A 20,547-nucleotide genomic window follows, 5' to 3' on the forward strand; every position below is an offset into this window, starting at 1 on the left:
TTGCAGATCCGCCCAGTCCGTGGGCCTGTTCACAGGCCGCCGCCACCGTCACCGGGAGCCCTCACAACCAGTAGCGCAGGACATCGGCGATCCTGCGCAGCGAGGTATCGGTGGTCATGCGCCAGTGCGTGGTGTCGACCGGATGGTCGTGCACCCGTCCTGTCACCGCTGCCGTCCATGTCGCCGCGTTCTCCGCGCCCGCCGAGTCGGCGGCGGTGAAGTAGACGAGGTCGCCGTCGAAGGGCCGCGCGCGATAGGCGGCGTCGAGGGCCAGAGATCCGATCGCGGCGTCGACGACCCGTTCGATCCGTTCCGCCCCGAAGGAGGCGAATGGTTCCGGCAGGGCGCTCAACCGCTCGGCCAGCTGCGACGCCTCGATCGGCTCGTCCAGCCCGAAGGCGGCAGCCTGGTCACCGAGCAGACCGCCGAGCAGTTCCCGCACGCTCACCTGGGCCGGTGCGTGGCCGTGCGACGGCGTCGCGTCGCTCAACGTGCTGTCCATCATGCCCAGCAGCGCCACTCGCTCGCCCTCGTCCTGCAATTGCACGGCCATGGCGTGCGCGAGCACACCACCGAGCGACCAGCCGAGCAGGTGGTACGGACCGTCCGGCTGGATCTCGCGGATCTGTTTGACGTAGTGACGCGCCCAGTCCTCGATCGAATCCGGCAGCGGACCTGCCGCACCGAGCGCGGGCGACTGGAGTCCGTACAGCGGCCGGTCCGCGTCGAGGTAGGCCGCCAGCCCGGCGAACGACCACGCGATACCGCCGACCGGATGGATACAGAACAGCGGTTCGGCCGAACCGGAGGTCCGCAGCGGCAACAGCACGTCGAAGGCCGCGTCCGAACCCGGCCCCTCGGCCCCGCGCGCCCGCAACTCCGCGACGATGCCCGCCGGGGTCGGCGCGGTGAAAACCCACATCACGCGGACCGTCTCGGCCACCGCCTTGCCGAGCCGGGCCGTCAGGTCGGTCGCGATCAGCGAATTGCCGCCGAGTTCGAAGAAGTTGTCATCGAGTCCGACGCGATCCAGACCGAGCACGTCCGCGAAGATCTCGCAGACCGTGGTCTCGAGTCCGGTGACCGGCGCACGGTAGGCGCGGGTCCGCAGCTCCGGTTCGGGCAGCGCCGCCCGATCGAGTTTGCCCGCGGCGGTCAGCGGGAATTCGTCGAGAACCATGATCGCCGTCGGCACCATATGCGACGGCAGGGTGCGAGCGGCCCATTCGGACAGTCGGTCCGCGTCGATCTTCCGGTCTCTCGCGGCGACCACGTAGGACACCAGCACCGTCGCCCCCGCGGCATTCTCCCGCCCGACCGTGACGGCGATATCCACGTCGGCATGGGCGGTCAGCACGGCGTCGATCTCGCCGAGTTCGATGCGGTAGCCGCGGATCTTCACCTGGAAATCGGTGCGACCCCTGTAATCCAGTTCGCCGTCGGCGGACCACGCCGCGAGATCGCCGGTGCGATACATGCGCTCACCCGGCCGGAACGGGTCGGCGACGAAACGATCCGCGGTCAATCCGGGGCGGCCGAAGTAGCCGCGCGCCACCTGCGCGCCCGCGAGGTACAGCTCGCCGGAGACACCGGCAGGCACCGGCAGCAGCCGCCGATCCAGCACGTATATCCGACTGTTCCACACCGGTCTGCCGATCGGCACGCTCGCCCGGTCGAGGTCGCCGACCCGGTGGCTGGTGACGATGACCGCCGCCTCGGTCGGCCCGAACAGGTTGAACAGCGCCGCCTTCGGCGCCGCCGCCGCGAACCGCCGGGCCAGCGCGGGCGGCAGCGCCTCACCGGCGGCGAGTACGCGGCGCAGCGAATCCGGCAGCCGATCGCCGGTCAACGCGTCGAGCATCGACGGCACCGCGTGCAGGGTGGTCACTTCCTCGCGCGCCATCAGATCGTTCAGATACACCGGATCTCGCTGCCCGCCGGGCGCGGCGATCACCAACCGGCCGCCGCATACCGCCGACGACCAGAACTCCCATACCGACACATCGAAGGTCACCGCCGTCTTCAACAGCATCGCGTCATCGGTGCCGAGACCGAATTCCGCTGTCTTCCACAGCAGCTGGTTGACGATCGCGCCGTGCGAGACGGCGACGCCCTTGGGCCGCCCGGTGGAACCCGAGGTGAAGATCACGTACGCGGTATGCGCGGCCAGCAACGGCGCGACGCGGTCGCGATCGGTGATCGGGGCGTCGTCCACCGCCGACAGATCCAGCTCGTCCAGGCGAACCACCGGCGCGACCGCCGTGCTGAAGGCGGTTTCGGTATTCGTCAGCACACAGACCGGGGCCGCGGTTTCCAAAATGTACTCCGAGCGCAGCGCGGGCTGATCCGGATCGACGGGCACGTACGCGCCACCGGCTCGCGTCACCGCGTACACCGCGACGACCAGATCCACCGAACGCCGAATGGCGAGCGCAACCCGCGAGTCCGGTCCGACACCGAGTGAGATCAGGTGCCGCGCGAACCTATTCACGCGCACGGTCAGCTCCGCGTACGTCAGCCGCGCCCCGTCGGGCGCGACGAGTGCCACCGAATCGGGCACGGCGGCCACCGTCGCGTCGAGCAGCGACACCAGCGTGGCGGCCGAATCCACCTCGTGCGCGGTGTCATTCCATTGCCGCAGCATCCGATCGCGTTCCCGCGGCGCGAGCAGATCGATCGCGCCGACCGGCGAGAGCGGGTCCGCGATCACCGCGTCGAGCGTGCGCGCGAACCGCTCGACGAATCCCGATACCGTCGATTCGTCGAACAGGTCCGAGGCGTAGGTGAAGTGGCCGCCGATCCCCGTCGGCGCACCCTGCTCGTCGTAGGTGTCGGCGACGATGACATGCAGATCGAATTGCGACAGTTGACGATTCGTATCCATGGCCTCGATGGTCAGGCCCGGCAGTTCCAGGTGGACCCGGTCCAGATTCTGGAAGGACAGCCCGACCTGGAACAGCGGATGACGCGCCGTCGACCGGGCCGGATTCAACACCTCGACCAGCCGCTCGAAGGGCACATCGGCGTTGGCGAAGGCCTCGAGATCGCAATCACGCTGGCGCGCGAGCAATTCGGTGAAACTCGCCCCGCTGTCCACCCGGGTGCGGAAGACCAGGGTGTTGACGAACATCCCGATCAGATCGTCCAGCGCCGCGTCGCCGCGACCGGCGACCGGTGTCCCGATCGCGATATCGTCGGTGCCCGACAGACGGGCGAGCAGCACCGCCAGCGCGGTGTGGACGACCATGAACAGCGTCGCGCCCTGCGCCCGCGCGATATCGACCAGCGCGGCGTGGGTAGACGCGTCGACGCGCAGGTCGACCCGGCCGCCCGCGTAGGACTGCACCGCCGGTCGCGACCGGTCCCTCGGCAGTTCGAGCTGATCGGGCAGGTCCGCCAGCGCACGCCGCCAGTAGGCGATCTGTTCGGCCGCTACCGATCCCGGCTGATCCTCGCTGCCGAGCAACGCCTGCCTCGACACCGCGTAGTCGGCGTACTGCATGGTCAGCGGGGCCGATCGCGGCGCCTCCCCCCGCGCGCGGGCCGCGTACGCCATCGCGAGATCGCGGGTCAGCGGACCACCCGAGGCGCCGTCGGCACAGATGTGATGGACCACGATGGCGAGCACGAGTTCGTCGTCGGCGACCCGCAGCAGTTCGGCGCGCACCGGCACCTCGGCGGTGACGTCGAAGGCGGTCGCCAGCAATCGCGCGACCTCGGTCTCCACCTCGGCGGCGGCGACCGTCCTGACGGCGAGGCGCGGTACGTCCCGATGGTCGGGCGCGAGGATGACCTGCACGGGGCCGTCCTCGGTCTGCGGATAGACGGTGCGCAGGATCTCGTGTCGCACAATGAGATCGGTGAACGCCTGGCACAGCGCGTCGATATCCGGCTTCCCGGTGACGCGCAGCGCGACCGGGATGTTGTAGGCCGTCGATCCGGCGTCGAACCGGTTGAGGAACCACATCCGCTGCTGGGCGGGCGACAGCGGGATACGCCCGGCCGGGCGGCAGAGCGCCGGTGTGCGGATACTGCCGGTGCCCGCGAGCTCGCCGACCGCCGCCGCGCAGTCCGCGACCGTCGGCGCGGTGAACAGCACCCGTACCGGAACCCGCGCGTCCATCGCGGCGCCCAGACGCGCGGTCACCCGCGTGGCCAGCAGCGAATTGCCGCCGAGTTCGAAGAAGTCGTCGTCGGCGCCGACGCGTTCGATGCCGAGTACCTCGGCGAAGATATCGGCCACGGCGCACTGCGCCGCCGTCGACGGTGCGCGGTAGGGGCGCGCGGCGAAGCGCGGATCGGGCAGGGCTTCGCGGTCGAGTTTGCCCACGGCGGTCAGCGGCATCTCATCGAGGACGACCACCGCGGCGGGAACCATATGCGCGGGCAGCGTGCGCGCGGCGAAGCGCGTCAGGCGATCCGGGCCGAGATCGCGTCCGGTCACGTACGACACCAGAACGGTGACGCCACCGGCATTCTCGCGTCCGATCGTGACCGCGCCATCGACATCGGGGTGCGCGAGCAGTACCGCGTCGATCTCCCCGAGTTCGATCCGGTATCCCCTGATCTTCACCTGGAAGTCCGTGCGGCCCAGATATTCCAGCGCCGCCCCGGACGATCCGGCACGGGTCGCCGCGACCCACCGGACCAGATCGCCGGTCCGGTACATCCGCTCGCCCGGCGCGCCCCAGGGATCGGCGACGAACCGTTGCGCTGTCGCGCCCGCGCGGCGGTGGTAGCCGCGCGCGAGCGCCGCACCGGACAGGTAGAGCTCGCCCGTCACACCGGCGGGCACCGGATTCAACTGCCCGTCGAGCACGGTCGCCCTGATACCGGGGACAGGACGGCCGATCGTCACCCGGTCTCCGGCGAGCAGCGTCGTATAGGTCGCGCCGATGGTCACCTCGGTCGGGCCGTACCCGTTGATGAATCGGCGACCGGGCTGCCAGCGCGCGACCAGTTCGGCCGTGGTGGCCTCACCACCCGCCGACACCACCGCCAGCTCGTCCAGCCCGGCCGGGTCGACGGTGCCGAGCAGCGCGGGGGTGATGATCGTATGCGTCACCCGCTCGGCGCGGAACAGTTCGTGCAGTTCGGCGCCGCCGACGAGATCCGCGGGTGCGATCACCAGGGTCGCGCCCGTGTAGAACGCGCTGGACAATTCCTCGACCGACTGGTCGAAACTCGGCGAGCACACGTGCAGCATCCGGTGTCGCGGGTGCAGGTCCAACATGTCGACCGTGTAGCCGACCAGCCCGCCGAGACCCGCGTTGGTCACGACGACGCCCTTGGGCATACCCGTCGACCCGGAGGTGTAGATCACATACGCCGGATGCGAGAGACGCAGCGGGGCAAGGCGATCCACGTCGGACACCGCCGCTGGCGACTGCTCGGCGCAGCGCGCGAGCAACGCCGGATCGTCGAGTTCCAGCCACTGCACCGCGTCGGAGCGTTCGCTTTCCGGATCGGCGACGGTGATGCCGAGCGCCGCACCGGAATCGGCCACCATGTACCGCACCCGGTCCACCGGATAGTTCGGGTCAACGGGCAGGTACGCGCCGCCCGCCTTGGCCACCGCCCAGATCGCGACGATCATGCGGTAGGAACGCCGCAGCGCCAGCGCCACCACGGTCTCCGGCGCGACGCCGCGTTCGATCAGGACACGTGCCAGGCGCGAGGACGTTTCGTCGAGCTCGCCGTAGGTGTAGGCGCGGCCGGCCTCCCGCACCGCGATCCGATCGCGGCCGAGTGCGACGCCGCGCACCAGCAGCTCGGCCAGCGTGCCGGTCTCGACCGGATCGCCGCCGCCCATCCGGGTCAGCCGCTCGTACTCGTCGGGGGCGAGCAGCGCCAGATCGCTCACCCGCGTCCGCGGCCGATCCGCGATCGCGTTGAGCACGCGCAGGAACCGCCGGGTGAACTCCCCGGCCGCGTGATCGTCGAAAAGCTCCGGGGCGAACGATATCTCGCCGCGCATCCCGCAGGCGTCGTCGTCGGTGATCGAGAAGGACAGCGTCAGATCGCCGAGTGGTTCCGGCGCGTCCTGGAAGGTCATGGCCACCTGGAACAGCGGATGCCGTGCCGAACTCTGGTGCGCACCGAGCAGTTCGACCAATTCGCCGAACGGGATGCCTGCGTGCGCGGCGGCGCGCTGCTCCACCCGGTAGGCATCGGGGAGCAAGTCGTCGAAATACGCGAGCCGATCCACGCGGGTGCGCAGGACCAGTTCGGCGCGCGCCGCGCCCGGCGCGGACGTCGCGATCGCGATGTCGTCGGTCCCGGACAGCCGCGCGAGCAGGACCGCCGTGGCCGTGCGCACGACAGTCGACCAGCTCACCGCCGCTGTCTCCGCGAGCAGGCGCAGCGCCGCGCGCACCTCGTCGGGCACCGAGAAGTCCACTCGCCGAACGTTGTCCGAACACGAATCGGAGACCGTCCGATCCGAAGGCAGTTCCAGTTCCTCTGGCAGACCCGCCAGGGCGGCGCGCCAGTACCTGGAGCGGGTGATCGGATCGTCGGATTCGGCGTCGAGCAGGGCCGCGGTATCGGCGGGGGTGCGGTCCGGTGACGTGACGAGTTCACCGAGCACGTGGCGGAGCCGATCGGTGACAGCCCGCGCGGTGGCGTCGGACACGAGATCGCGGCGGTACTTCACCTGCACGAGCGTGCGGGTGTCGAGGAAGACCAGGACCGTGATCGGGTAGTGCGTGAAATCAGCGCCGCTGAGATCCTCGACCCGTAAACCGCCGACCGCGCCGCCCGCTTCCCGCAGGCCCTCGGCGTCGACCGGATAGGACTCGAAGACCAACATCGTGTCGAACAGTTCGCCCATACCCGCGACCCGCTGGATCGCGCCGAGGCCGAAGTGGTGATGATCCAGCAGCGAAACCTGTTCGGCCTGTACATCGTTGAGCAGCGATGACGCGGTGGTATGCCGGTCGAACCGGACGCGCACCGGAATGGCGTCGACGAACAGGCCGATCATCTCGCCGATCCCGTCGAGCTGCGCGGGCCTGCCGGAGATCGTCGCGCCGAAGAGGATGTCGTCGCGGCCGGTGCTGCCAGCGATGACGAGCCCCCACGCGGTCTGCACCACCGTATTGGCGGTGACCTCGGCGCTCGACGCGAACGCGGTCAGCGCCGAGGTCTGCGTGTCGGACAGCGCGAATTCACAGAGGCCGAAACCCGCGCCGTCGGCGGCGGGCCAGCTCAGCTCGGGCGCGAGCATCGTCGGCGTCGCGCCGTCGAGCGCCCGCGACCAGGCCCGCGCCGCCGCATCCCGGTCCTGTCGGGAAAGCCATCGCAGGTAGTCGCGGTAGGGCCGGACCGCGGGCAGTGGCGACGCGTCGCCGCCGGTCGCGTACAGGACGAGCAATTCCTTCATCAGCAACGGCATCGACCAGCCGTCGAGCAGGATGTGATGGCCGGTCAGCACCAGATGGTGACGCCCGGAGGCGGTGCTGTACACCGTGAATCGCAGCAGCGGCGCGATAGCGGGATCGAATCCGCGTCGCCGGTCGGCGGCGAGCAGTTCGGGCAGGTCGGCCTCGGTGACGTCGCCGATGAGCTGCCACGGCACCGCCACGCCGTCCACCACCAGTTGTACCGATGAGCCGTCGGGCATGGTGCGGAACGCGGCGCGCAGGTTGGCATGCCGGTCCAGGATGGTCTGCGCCGCCCCGCGCAACCTCTCGGTATCCAACTCACCCGTCAGCCGCGCGACCAACTGGATGATGTAGGACTCGACCGAACCGTCGAGCATGTCGATCAGTACGCGCAGCGAACCCTGTAGCGGCGAGAGCGGCAGCACATCCGACAGGCCCGGATACTCCAGCCGCCAGCGATCCAGGTCGGTCTGGGAGACATCGACGAGCGCGACATCGGACGGGGTGAGGCCGCCCGCCGCCGGATGGCGCGTGTGATCGGCGAGGGCGCGCAGCGCGGCCGACCAGTCCTCGGCCAGTTCGCGTACCGCGAACTCGTCGAGGATGTCGCTCGCGAACCGGAAATGCGCCTCCAGCAGCGGCCCCGCCTCGGTTTCCGCGGTGATCGCGTTGATATCGATCACCGCGCCCATGGGCAGGGCGGGGTCGTACTCGATATCGAGTTCCCCGAGGACGCCGGTCGGCAGCCAACTCGGATCGGACAGTTCCGCCTGCGCCCCGCCCGCCGAGGCGCGGCCGAGGTAGTTGAAGCCGATCTGCCCGATCTCGCCGGTGAGCCGGTCCGAGGAGTCGGGATCGTTGGACTCGGGATCGTTGGACTCGGGATCGTTGCGCAGGATGCCGAATCCGATGCCCTTGTCCGGCACCGCGAGCAGCTGTTCCTTGACCGTTTTCAGCACCGCGGCGAGCGTCGCGTCGTCGGCGGGCGCGGTGTCGCAATCGGACAGATCGAGCGCGACGGGATAGACGCTGGTGAACCAGCCGATGGTGCGCGTCAGATCCGCGCCGGGCGCGATGGCTTCCTCGCGTCCGTGGCCCTCCAGCCGGATCCTGGTTGTCGGCGCGTCCGTGCCGCGCCGGGCCCGCCACGTGCGCACGGCCAGGGCGAGCGCCGCGAGCAGGCCGTCGTTGACACCACCGCGGTAGAGCGCGGGCAGGGTGGTCAGCAAGGCGTCGGTGACCTCGACGGGTATCCGAACGGTGAACGAGCGCACCGTCGCCTCGGTATCGATGGCGTGATCCAGTGCGCGCGCGCCGAGCAGCGGATCGGGCGTGGCCAGTATCCGCTGCCAGTAATCGATCTCGCCGGTCGCGCGCCGTGCCGCCGCCGCTTCGGTCAGGGCGTACGCCCATCGCCGGAAGGACGTGCCGACCGCCGGTAGCGCGATCTGTTGCCCCGCCGCGCGCTGGGCCCAGGCCAGCACCAGATCGGGGATCAGGATGCGCCAGGAAACGCCGTCGATCACATAGTGGTGCGCTGCCACCGCGAGCACGTCGGACCCGCCATCGGAGGCATCCGCGCAACGGCGCACCCAGCTGAAGGCGATCATCTTCGCCGCGGCCGGATCGAGCGCGGCCAAGGCCGAAGACATTGCCGCACTGCCGATTCCGGTCAGCTCGGAGCCGCTCGCGGTCCCCGCGTCGAACTCGGTCACCAGCGCGTCGACGTCGACGGCACCGCACGGCAGCGTCTCGAACCGCCAGCCCTCCTCGGCCCGCCACACCCGGCCGCGCAGGACATCGTGCCGATCGAGTACCGCGCCGATCGTCTCGACGAGCCCGGCCCTGTCGATACCGCGGGGCAGCGCCAGCACCATGGTCTGGGCGAAACTGTCGAAGGAACCGCCCGCGAGGAATTCGGCGAGTACCGGCGTCAGCGGAATATCGCCGACACCGCCGCCCGGCAGCTCCGCCAGCACCGTCCGCGCCGCGTCGACGCCCCTGGCGATCCTGGCCAGCCCGGCCACCGTGCGCTGTTCGAAGACATCGCGCGCCGTGAAGACGATGCCCGCCGCTTTGGCCCGCGATACCAGCTGAATCGACATGATGCTGTCGCCGCCGATCGCGAAGAACGAATCGTCGGCTCCGACCGTCGTCACACCGAGCACCTGGGCGAACAGTTCGGCCAACCGCGCTTCGACCGGTCCGAGCGGCTGTCTGGTCGGGGTCACCGCGAAAACCGGCTCGGGCAAAGCCTTCCTGTCGAGTTTGCCGTTGGTGGTCAGCGGCATCTCGTCGATGACCACGATCGCCGACGGCACCATATGCGCGGGCAGGAATTCCGCCGCGTACTCGGAGAGCCGCGCCGGATCTACTGTGCGGCCGGGCACTTCGAGGACATACGACACCAGTGCGGTCGATCCGGACGGCAGCGTCCTGCCGACAGTGACCGAGAAGTCGACATCGTGATGTCCGCCGAGCACCGCGTCGACCTCGCCTGGTTCGATGCGCAACCCGCGCACCTTGATCTGCGCGTCGGTGCGCCCCACATATTCGAGGCGCAGACACGGGGTATCCGATCCCCCGTCGGCCGGGTCCGCATACCAGCGCACCACATCACCGGTGCGGTACATGCGTGAGCCGGGCGCACCCCACGGATCGGCGACGAACCGCTCGGCCGACAGGCCAGGCCGGTTCCGATAACCACGGGCCAGCCCCCCTCCGGCCAGGTACAGCTCGCCGGCGACGCCCGGCGGCACCGGACCCAGTCGCGCGTCGAGGACGAGCGCGGACATGCCGTGCACCGGAGTGCCGATCGTAATGCGCTGTCCCGCAGTCAATTCCGCGTAGGTCGAGATGATGGTGGTCTCGGTCGGTCCGTAGGCGTTGAGATAGCGACGTCCCGGCTGCCAGGTGGCGAGGAGCTCCGGTGTCGTCACATCGCCGCCGACCGACACCACGTCGAGTGAGTCCAGCCCCGCCGGGTCGACGGTGCCGAGCACCGCCGGGGTGATGATCGCGTGCGTGACCGCCTCGGTGCGCAACAGCTCGCCGAGTTCCTGACCGCCGATGATCGAGGACTCGGCGATGACCAGTGTCGCGCCGACGGAGAACGCGCACAGCCATTCGAGCACGGACGGGTCGAAACTCGGCGCGCAGATGTGCAGCATCCGGTGGTGCGGCGCGAGCCCGTACCGGCGGACCGCCTCGTCCACGAGACCGCCGAGCCCGGCGTGGGTGACGGTGACGCCCTTGGGCACACCCGTCGAGCCGGAGGTGTAGATGACGTAGGCGGGATGCCGGATATCCAGCGGGGCACGGCGCTCGGTATCGGTCACCGGGGTGGCCGACATCGTGGTGATGTAGTGCCGGGTGGCCGGATCGTCGAGTACCAGCCAGTCCAGCCCGGCGGGTAGCCGATCGGCGTGCTCGACACCGGTAATGCCGAGCGCCGCACCGGAATCGGTGACCAGATGACGCAGCCGCTCGGGCGGATGCGCCGGGTCGATGGGCACGTACGCGCCGCCCGCCTCGGCGACGGCGCGCACCGCGGCGACCATCTCGTAGGAGCGCGGCAGCGCGAGGGCCACCACATCCTCCGGGCCGATACCGCGTTCGATCAGCACCCGCGCCAGTCGCGAAGTGTATTCGTCCATCTCGCCGTAACTGATCGACCGGCCCCGATACCGCACCGCGACGCGGTCGCGGCCCGACTCGAGGCCCTGGCCGAGCAGTTCGGGGAGCAGGCCGGTCGCCATCACATCGTCGGCGACGACGCGGGTCAGCAGCGCACGCTCGTCGGCTCCGAGCAGCGCCAGATCACCGACCGGCGTCCGCGGCCCTCGCACGGCGTCGGCGAGCAGCAGCAGGAAGCGCTCGGCGAAAACCTCCACCGTGCGCCGGTCGAACAGCGCACGCGCGTAGGTGAACTCGGCCGCGATACCCGTCCCGTCCGTGGACTCGCGGATACGAAGGGACAGATCGAATCCATCGGTGCGAGCCCGGTCGCCGGTGGACAGCATCGTCCGCACCGGCGGGCGCGTGGTATCCAACAGGGATACCACGGCGTCGAAGGACAGCGCGGTTCTCGTGAATGCCCGCAGGGCAGTGTCTTTCGCGCGTGTGAGCAGCGCGTCGAAGGTGATGTCGCCGGGGACGCTCGTGCGCAGCACCACTGTCTCCGCCGCGTCGGGGGTCGCGATCGCGATATCGTCGGTCCCCGACAGCCTGGCGAGCAGAACCGCGAAAACCGCGTGTACGACGGTGAATACGGTCGTATCATGGGCAAGGGCGATCTCGGCCACCGACCGGTGCAGGTCGGCGTCCACCCGGAATTCCACGTGGTCGGTCGCCGTGGCCGAGACCGACGACCGTGGGCGATCGGTGGGCAGACTCCAGTCCTCGGGCAGCTCGGCGAGGGTGTCGCGCCAGTACCGCGCCTGGGCGATCACATCGTCGCGCCCGGCGAACAGCGCTTCCAGATCCGCCGGTGTGCGGCCGGGTGAGGCGACGAATTCGCCTATCGCCGTGCGTAATCGGTCCGCGAGCGCCCGCGCGGCCACCGGGGTGACCGAGTCGTGGCGATACTGCACCCGCAGCACCAGGCGCGTACTCGATTCGACCTGGACGGATACCGGGTAGTGGGTGAAGTTGCCACCGAGCAGGTCGACGATTTCCAGTCCGTCGATCGTGCCGTAGGCCTGCCGCAATCCGTCGGCGTCGACGGGGTAGGACTCGAAGGCCATCAGCGAATCGAACAGTTCGCCCGCCCCGGCGGCGCGCTGGATATCGGACAACCCGACGTGATGACGCTCCAACAGCGAAACCTGTTCGGACTGAAGGCGAGTCAGCAGTTGCCGCACCGGCTCGTCCGGATCGAAACGGACGCGGACCGGGACGGTATTGGCGAACAGGCCGACCATATCGTCGACGCCGTCGAGTTCCGGCGGGCGGCCGGATACCACCGCGCCGAAGACCACGTCCTCGCGCCCGACACAGCCCGCGAGCACCAGACCCCACGCCGCCTGCACCACCGTATTGACGGTGACCTCGGCGGCGGCCGCGAATTCCGTCAGCGCCGTGGTCTCGGCCGCCGAGAGATCGGCCTCGCACTCCCCGTAACCGTCGTGCGGCGACGCGGGTGCGGGCAGGGCGGCGGCCGATCGGGTCGGTACGACCCCGGCCAACGCCTCGCGCCACGCGCCGATGGTGGCGTCACGGTCGTAGCGCGCCAGCCAGGCGAGGTAATCCCGGTACGGCCGCACCCGCGGCAATGCCGCCGAATCCCCTTTCGCCGCATAGGAGATCAGCAATTCCTTCATCAGCAACGGCATCGACCAGCCGTCGAGGAGGAGATGATGCGCGGTGAGCACCAGGTGGACACGTCCGAACTTCGAGCGGTACACCGTGAAACGCAGCAGCGGCGCCACCGAGGGATCGAATCCGATGCGCCGCTCGGCCTCGAGTAACGAGGCCGCGTCGCAGCCGTCGGTGTCGATGATCCGCCACGGCACCCGCACGCCCTCGGTCACGAGCTGGACCGGGACCCCGTCGGCGGCGCAGGTGAAGGCCGCGCGCAGAATCGCCTGCCGATCGAGCACCGTCTGCGCGGCCAGGCGCAGGCGTTCCAGATCGATCACACCGGACAGCTCCACCGCCAACTGGAGCAGATAGGGATCGACCGGCCCCTCCGCGACCTGGGTGAGGAACAGCAGTCCACCCTGTAGCGGCGATAGCGGCAGCACGTCGGAGAGACCAGGATACGCACGCTGCCAGCCGTCGAGCTCGGCCTGGCCGACGCGAACCAGCGGGACATCCGAGGGGGTCAGGCCACCGGCCGACGGGTCGTGCGCGTGTGCGGCGAGCGCGGTCAGCGCCGCCACCCAGTAGTCGGCCAGATCCCGCACGGCCTTCTCGTCGAGAATTTCGGACGCGTACGCGAACGACGCGTTCAACTGTGCGCCGGACGCGGTCTCGGTGACGATCGCGTTGATATCGATGACGGCGGCGGCGGGCATGGCCCTGTCCTGTTCGGCCTCCGGATCACCCCATTCGGCGGTCGGAAGCCAGCTCAGGTCCGTCGAGGTTTCGGGCATATCACCGCCCGCGATCCGCCCGAGGTAGTTGAAGCCGATCTGGCCGAGCGATCCGCCCAGTTCGTCGGCGGCCTCCGATCCGAGATGACGCACCATGCCGAAGCCGATGCCGCGGTCTGGCACCGAGAGCAACTGCTCCTTCACCGCTTTGAGCAGCGCCGCGGCATCCTCGCCACCGCGCAGGACAGCGTCGCCGTCGAAACCGCTCAGATCGAGCGCGACCGGATACATGCTGGTGAACCAGCCGATGGTGCGGGTCAGATCGGCGCCGGCGACCGCCGACTCCTCGCGGCCGTGTCCTTCGAGGCGAATCCGGGTGGCCGCCGCGTCGACGCCCCGATCGGCCCGCCACGAGCGCACCGCGAGCGCCAGCGCCGCGAGCAGACCGTCGTTGACCCCGCCGCGATATATCGCGGGTAATTCGGTCAGCACCGCGTGGGTGATATCGGCGGGCACGACGACGGTGAGTCGCCGCACGGTCGCCGCTGTATCGATCGCGGGATCGAGAACCCGCGCGCCCAACGGCGGATCAGCCACCGCCAATACCCGCCGCCAATACGGAATTTCGTCGGATCGCGTGTGCGCGGCCTCGACCAGACCGTGCGCCCAGCGGCGAAACGATGTGCCGACCGCGGGGAGGACGATCGGCTGCCCGGCGGCGCGTTGCGCCCACGCGGTCACCAGATCCCCGATCAGAACCCGCCACGACACGCCGTCGATCACGTAATGGTTCACGGCGACGACCAGCGCGTCCGGTCCGTCCGGACGCGACAGCCAGGTGCAGGCCACCATCCGCGCCAGCTCCGGATTCACCGTGTCCAGCGCGAAATTCATCGCGGTCGTCGCGCTGCGGCGCATCGCGTCCGCGCCGAGACCGGCGGGCAGTTCCACCCGGGTGAGCAGCGCGTCCACCTCGATCTCGCCGACCGGCAGGGTGCGCAACTCCCACCGTCCATCGACCGACCGCAGCCGCGCCCGCAGCATGTCGTGGTGATCGAGCACCGCAGTGAGGGTCTCCACCACATCGGCGCGCTCGACGCGCTCGGGCAGGGCGAGCACCATCTGCTGGGTGAACCGGCCGAAAACCCGGCCCCCGGACAGATAGGCGGCGAGCACCGGCGTCAGCGGCATATCTCCGACGCCGCCGCCGGGAAGTTCCGCGAGGGTCGTCGCGCTGTCACCACCGACCGCCGCGACCCGCGCCAACCCGGCCACGGTGCGCTGCTCGAAAACGTCCTGGGGCGTGAACGTGATGCCCGCCGCCCTTGCCCGCGACACCAATTGGATCGACAGGATGCTGTCCCCGCCCGCGGCGAAGAACGAATCCTGCGCGCCGACCCGGCGCACACCCAGTACCTGCGCGAAGAGTTCCGCGAGTCGGGATTCGACGGCACCCATCGGTTCCCGCGAGACCGCCGCTTCGAATACCGGCTCGGGCAGCGCCTGACGATCCAGCTTTCCGTTGGCGGTCAGCGGTATCGCGTCGAGCGCGATGATCCTGGACGGCACCATATGGCTCGGCAACGACGCGCCGACGAACCGCGTGAGTTCGCCGGTGTCGAGCGATATCCCGTCCCGCGCCAGCACGTAGGAGACCAGCAGCGTCGCACCCGACGGCGCGACCTTGCCCAGCGTCGCCGCGTATTCGATATCCGGGTGCGAGGTCAGCGCGGCATCGATCTCGCCGAGTTCGATACGGAATCCGCGGATCTTCACCTGGAAATCCGAACGGCCTAGATATTCGAGTGCGCCGTCCTCGGTGCGGCGGCGCACCAGGTCGCCGGTGCGATACATCCGCGCCCCCGGCGTGCCCGCATCACCGCCGAAGGGATTGGCGACGAACCGCTCCGCCGTCAGCGCCGCCCGTCCCAGATAGCCGCGAGCGAGCGCGGGGCCGAACAGGTAGAGCTCGCCGGTGACACCGGCGGGCACCGGACGCAGCCGGGTATCCAGCACCACCGCGCCGACACCGGGCAGCGGCGCGCCGATGGTGATCGGTCCGCCGGGAACGAGCGCGTCACTGCCGGTAGCGAGGATCGTCGCCTCGGTGGGGCCGTAACCGTTGTAGAAGGACCGTCCCGCGACCGCCCACCGCTCGACCAGTCCCGGACCGAACGCATCGCCCGCCACGACGACGACGCGCAATCGGTCAAGCCCGGCCGGATCGACCGATTCCAGCGCCGCGGGGGTGATCAACATATGGGTGACGTGTTCGCGCCGGATCAGATCGGCGAGTTCCGCGCCGCCGAAAACCGTCGGCGGGGACACCACGAGCGTCGCCCCCGCGCCGAAGGCGAGCAGCAGTTCGAGCACCGAGACGTCGAAATTGGGCGAGCACACGTGCAGAACCCGTGACGTGTCGTCTACCGCGTAGCGCTCCCGTTGCGCGGTGACCAGTGCCGCCAGGCCGGTGTGGGTCACCACAACGCCCTTCGGGCGACCGGTGGACCCGGAGGTGTAGATCACGTAGGCCGGATGCTGTTCGGTCAGCGTGCGCACCCGGTCGACATAGGAGATCGGATGCGCGGCCATGGCGGCGATCCGCCGCGCACTCACCGGATCATCGAGCTCGAGCCACTCGATATCGTCGCCGAATCGCGCCCGGTGCGTGGAATCGGTGAGTCCGAGCACCGCGCGGGAGTCGGCGAGGATGTAGGAAGCTCGCTCGGGCGGAAGGGCCGGGTCGACGGGCACGTAGGCCGCGCCGGTTTTGGCGATGGCCCAGACCGCCAGTACCGATTCGATCGAGCGGGTGAATCCGACGGCGACCACATCGCCGGGGCCGATACCGCGCTCGATCAGTTCGCGCGCCAGTCGCGAGGATGATTCGTCCAGTTCGGTATAGGTGAGTTCGCGGCGGTCGCCCGCGTCACCGGACGGGCAATAGCTGATCGCGATCGCGTCGGCCGCGGACTCGACCGCACCCGTCAGCAACTGGACGAACAGCGGGGCCGCCGATCGGCGACGAATGCGACCTCGGGCGGCCCGGCGAACCCCATCCATCGGTGTCGAACATTCCTCTCGCGTCGAGCCCACAAGGTTCCGCCGAAACCCACCAACCCGGCTGGATTCCGGCCCCTGGGTGGAGCCGGCGTCGAACAAAGCAAGAGGTATCGCATTCGGGCGTTTCGGCCCAATCAGATCACAGGTAGCGGTGTCATGACGGGACAGCGACCTCGGTCCTGGATTGAGCCGATCACCAGTTGCTAGATCATAGCCATCCCCGCCTGGTCGCCTGAACACCAGCCTGGAATCGGGTACTCGCCCCAAGCCTTTCCAGCAATCGGGCGGTGCGCCGCACCACCGTGCGCCGTGACATGCCGAGCCTGCGGGCGATGGTGTCGTCGGTCGCGCCGAGACCCATCAGGGTCAGGATCGCCTTATCGCGTTCATCGATCTCATCGGCGGAGGGATTCACCGAAATCGGGGCGGACAGCGACCACAGCACATCGAAAGTCTTGACGAGCAACCGCAGCGCGGGCGATCCGGTGATACGCAGACCCATCGGATCGGGACGCCGCTCGTCCGCGTGCAGGACAAGGCTCGCCCGCTCGTCGTCGCAGATGATCACCTTGAGCGGCGGTTCGGGCAGGGTTCTGGCCTGTGCCCCACTGGCATTGGTAGCCAACGCGTGCCGCAATCGGTCCGGGTCCTGGTAGATGGTGTCCTGATAGAGGGTCTGGTAGCGGATGCCGTCACCGAGGCGAGCGCGTTTGAGCAGGAACAACTGCTGTTCGCGGTCGGCATCGCTCAGGTAGGGCGCGCGTTCGACGACTTTGACGCAACCGCGTGCGGCGGTCTGCAATTCCTCGAAATCGGCCAGCATCTCCAGTCGTTCGTATACCGGCACCACGGCCCCGTTGCCGCGCGGGGACCGCCGCACCGATCGGAAAGTCTCGCTGAGTCGCTGTGCGGAGGCGTGCATCTGATTGATCGCATGCTGTCTGCGCCTGGCCTCGGATTCCGATAGCGACTCGGGGGCATGGGCATCCCAGATCGGCTCGCCACCACTGCGTTCGATGCGAACCGCTGCCTGCAATTCGCACAGGACCTCGAGGGAGGCCGCAGCGGACTCGGGGGAGACGCTCAGATATCGCGCGATATCGGCAAGTCCGGATCGCGGATGATGCACCAGCGCGGCATAGGTACGGCCGTGCGGTGATCCAGGCTCGAAAATATCGCCAAGCTCGGTCACGGGCCGAGCCTAACGACCGGCCGATCGGCGCGGGTCCGCATGAGCAGACATGATCGCCTGCTCCTCATCGGACCTCTTCGCGCCGCGACATTCCGCACCACCCATTCGGGTATGAGGAGTGGAACCACAAGCCCGGCAGGAATATCAGTGCTCGGACGGGCCCCAGTGCATCGGCACACCCTTGGCCGCGAGGTACGGCATCGGGTCGATCTTGCTGCCGCCCTGGTCCCAGATCTCCAGATGCAGATGCGGTCCGGTCGACTGGCCCCTGTTGCCGACGGTGGCGATGACATCGCCGGCGCGCACCTTCTGACCCGCCTGCACGAGCATGTCGTTGACGTGTCCGTAGACCGCGATGGTGCCGTCGTCCTGCAGCACCCGCACCCACAGCCCGAAGCCCGAGGCCGGTCCCGCTTCGATAACCGTGCCATTGCTCACCGAGTGGATCGGCGCGCCGATGTGATCGGCGAAGTCGAGACCGTAATGGAATTCACCCCACCGGCTACCGAATCCGGAGCTGATGACCCCGGCGACCGGGCGCACTGCGGCAGGCGCGGGAGCGACCTGCTGTTGCACGCCTTTGAGGATGTCCTCGACCTGCGCCAGCGGACCCGCGATCTCCGGCGGGAGGTTGCCGATACCGAACGGCGCGGCGACAGGAGCGGCGACGGGAGTCGCGACGGCAGCGGGGGCGGGCGCGGCCTCGGCGACCGGGGCTTCGAATTTCGCCTGGGTCGTCGGAACGGCGTTGCCCGTGAAGGTGATCGGCTCGGCGGCCTGGGCTGCGTCTTCGGCGTCGTGATCCGAGAGCGGAGCCGCGATGGCGGGAGCGACCTGCGACAGGGTGCCGATGATGGCGCCCGCGGCGACCGCGGCGCTCGCGGCCATCTTCACCCGCTCGACGGAAGTCGACTCGGCACGATGCCGTGTCGGCCGAACCGACGCGCCTTCGCCGATGAGGCTCATGACGGTGATGGAACTGGGGCCTACCCGGTGCTGCGACAAAGCTTCGTCCTAGCGTCCGACCTACATTGAAGAACGAAGCCCGACCGGATTACCCCGATCGGTGAACCCGAAACTTTGTAACGTTTCGGCCTCCGTTGTGATGGGAACTCTACCCCGTCGTGACCATTTCGCAACCTTCCGGACCAATCCGTTGGATCAGGGCCAGGTCACACCACTTTTCGTAAGGTTACGGACCGTACATCGGCGAGACTCGAACCGTGATCATCGACGCATTGCGAGTCCCGATAGTCCTCGCCCCGATGGCAGGCGGACCGTCCACACCCGAACTCACCGTCGCCGTCGCGCGGGCGGGCGGCCTCGGCCTGCTCGCGGCCGGCTACCTCGGCGCGGCCGAGCTCGCGGGAAGAATCGAAGCCACCCGCGCGGGCACGGACGCGCCGTTCGGCGTGAACCTGTTCGTGCCGGGGCCCGCGACCGCGCCCGAGCGGTTCGCCGACTATCTGGCCGAACTCGGCGCGGACTACGAATTGGGGACACCCCGGCACGACACCGACGACTGGGACGCGAAACTCGACCTGCTCCTCACCTCCCCCGTCGCGGTGGTGACCTTCACCTTCGGCTGCCCGACCGCGGCGCAGATCGAGCGGCTGCACGCGGTCGGCTCCGAGGTATGGGTGAGCGTGACCTCGGTGGCCGAGGCGCGCATCGCCGTCGCCGCGGGCGCCGACGTCCTCGTCGCGCAGGGCGCGGAAGCGGGCGGGCACCGGGCCGCGTTCACCGATCGGGTCGAGGACGACGCGGTCGATCCACTCGGCCTGCTCGCACTGCTTCAACTGCTCACCGTCGCCGTCGACGTGCCGATCGTCGCCACCGGCGGCATCGCCACCGGCGCGGGAATCGCCGCCGCGCTCGCCGCGGGCGCGGCGGCGGTCCAACTGGGGACGGTATTCCTGCGCTGCCCCGAAGCCGGCACCAATCCGGTGCACCGCGCCGCCGTGGGAACCGCCGACCCCACCATGCTCACCAGAGCCTTCACCGGCCGCCGCGCGCGCGGAGTGCGCAACCGATTCATGGCCGAACACTCTGCGACCGCACCCGTCGCCTATCCGGAAATCCACTACGCCACCGCGCCGTTGCGGGCCGCAGCACGGGCCGCGGGCAATCGCGCCGATGTCAACCTGTGGGCGGGTCAGGCCCACCCCCTCACGCCCGAGCTACCCGCGGGCGAACTGGTGAACACGTTGGCCGCCGATACGAAAACCGCACTGAATACGGCACTTTCACGACGAATTCGGTCTTGTTGACAACGACTTTCGATTAGACTTCGAGGCGCGTCGCATCCGCCATCCACCCCATCCCCAGGAGGAGAGCGCCATGTCCCTCGATGTTCCCGCAGCATTACTCGAACGCGCCGAAGCAGGTGAAGTCGACGACGCCGACTTCGTCGAAGTCGTCCGCACCTCACTGCCGTACGCATGGGAAGTCGTCAGCCGGGTAGCGAGCGAGCTGGCATCCGGGTCGGAGGAATACGCCGACAACCTCGTCGCCCCGCCGGACGAGGTGGCGCGCGGCCAACTGCTGCGCGCTATGGCCTCCGATGCGATTCGCGGTGGCCTCGAACGGCATTTCGCGATCAAGCTTGCCTTCCAGAACTGCCACCGCGTCGCGGCCTTCCCACTCTCCGCGGTGGGCGGCGACACCTACTCCAGATTCATCGGCACCAGGGCTCAACTGCTGAACCAGCACCCGGAACTGCGCAACTGCTGAGCACAGAACGGAATCCGGCCGTTCGGCGGGGGCGGGTGCAGTGGGACCGCACGCCCCACCCCCCACAACAACAAGAGGGGTGGGGCTCGGGCGGGGGGGCCAGAGAGGGGCAGGGGGGGGGGGGGCCCGCCCACCCGCA

Annotated in this window: 5 protein-coding genes; 2 read left to right on the plus strand and 3 right to left on the minus strand. The window is 69.2% G+C overall.

Annotation, left to right across the window (positions count from 1 at the left end; translation table 11 throughout):
* Nucleotides 1-61: 61 nt before the first annotated feature.
* The 3 genes from ABZS43_RS08745 to ABZS43_RS08755 all read right to left on the minus strand — a co-directional run bounded on the left by ABZS43_RS08745 (nucleotide 62) and on the right by ABZS43_RS08755 (nucleotide 18,680).
* A complete protein-coding gene (locus ABZS43_RS08745; protein ID WP_355035209.1) occupies nucleotides 62-16,483 on the minus strand; it encodes an amino acid adenylation domain-containing protein in 16,422 nt (5,473 codons plus the stop codon).
* A 208-nt stretch (nucleotides 16,484-16,691) separates the two neighbouring features.
* Nucleotides 16,692-17,675 (minus strand): DNA-binding response regulator, encoded by a 984-nt coding sequence (locus ABZS43_RS08750; protein WP_355035210.1) that lies wholly within the window; start codon nucleotides 17,673-17,675, stop codon nucleotides 16,692-16,694.
* Between the two features lie 144 nt (nucleotides 17,676-17,819).
* Nucleotides 17,820-18,680: a M23 family metallopeptidase gene (locus ABZS43_RS08755; RefSeq protein WP_355035211.1), complete on the minus strand. Its 861-nt coding sequence runs from the start codon at nucleotides 18,678-18,680 to the stop codon at nucleotides 17,820-17,822.
* 218 nt (nucleotides 18,681-18,898) lie between these two features.
* Here ABZS43_RS08755 and ABZS43_RS08760 point away from each other — a divergent pair, with 218 nt between their 5' ends.
* Nucleotides 18,899-19,945 (plus strand): nitronate monooxygenase, encoded by a 1,047-nt coding sequence (locus ABZS43_RS08760; RefSeq protein WP_355035212.1) that lies wholly within the window; start codon nucleotides 18,899-18,901, stop codon nucleotides 19,943-19,945.
* Nucleotides 19,946-20,015: 70 nt separating this feature from the next.
* Entirely contained in the window at nucleotides 20,016-20,408 is a 393-nt protein-coding gene (locus tag ABZS43_RS08765; protein ID WP_355035213.1) for an SCO5389 family protein, read from the plus strand.
* Nucleotides 20,409-20,547 lie beyond the last annotated feature (139 nt).

Origin of the sequence: Nocardia sp. NPDC005366, assembly GCF_040606855.1 — a bacterium.
GTDB lineage: Bacteria > Actinomycetota > Actinomycetes > Mycobacteriales > Mycobacteriaceae > Nocardia.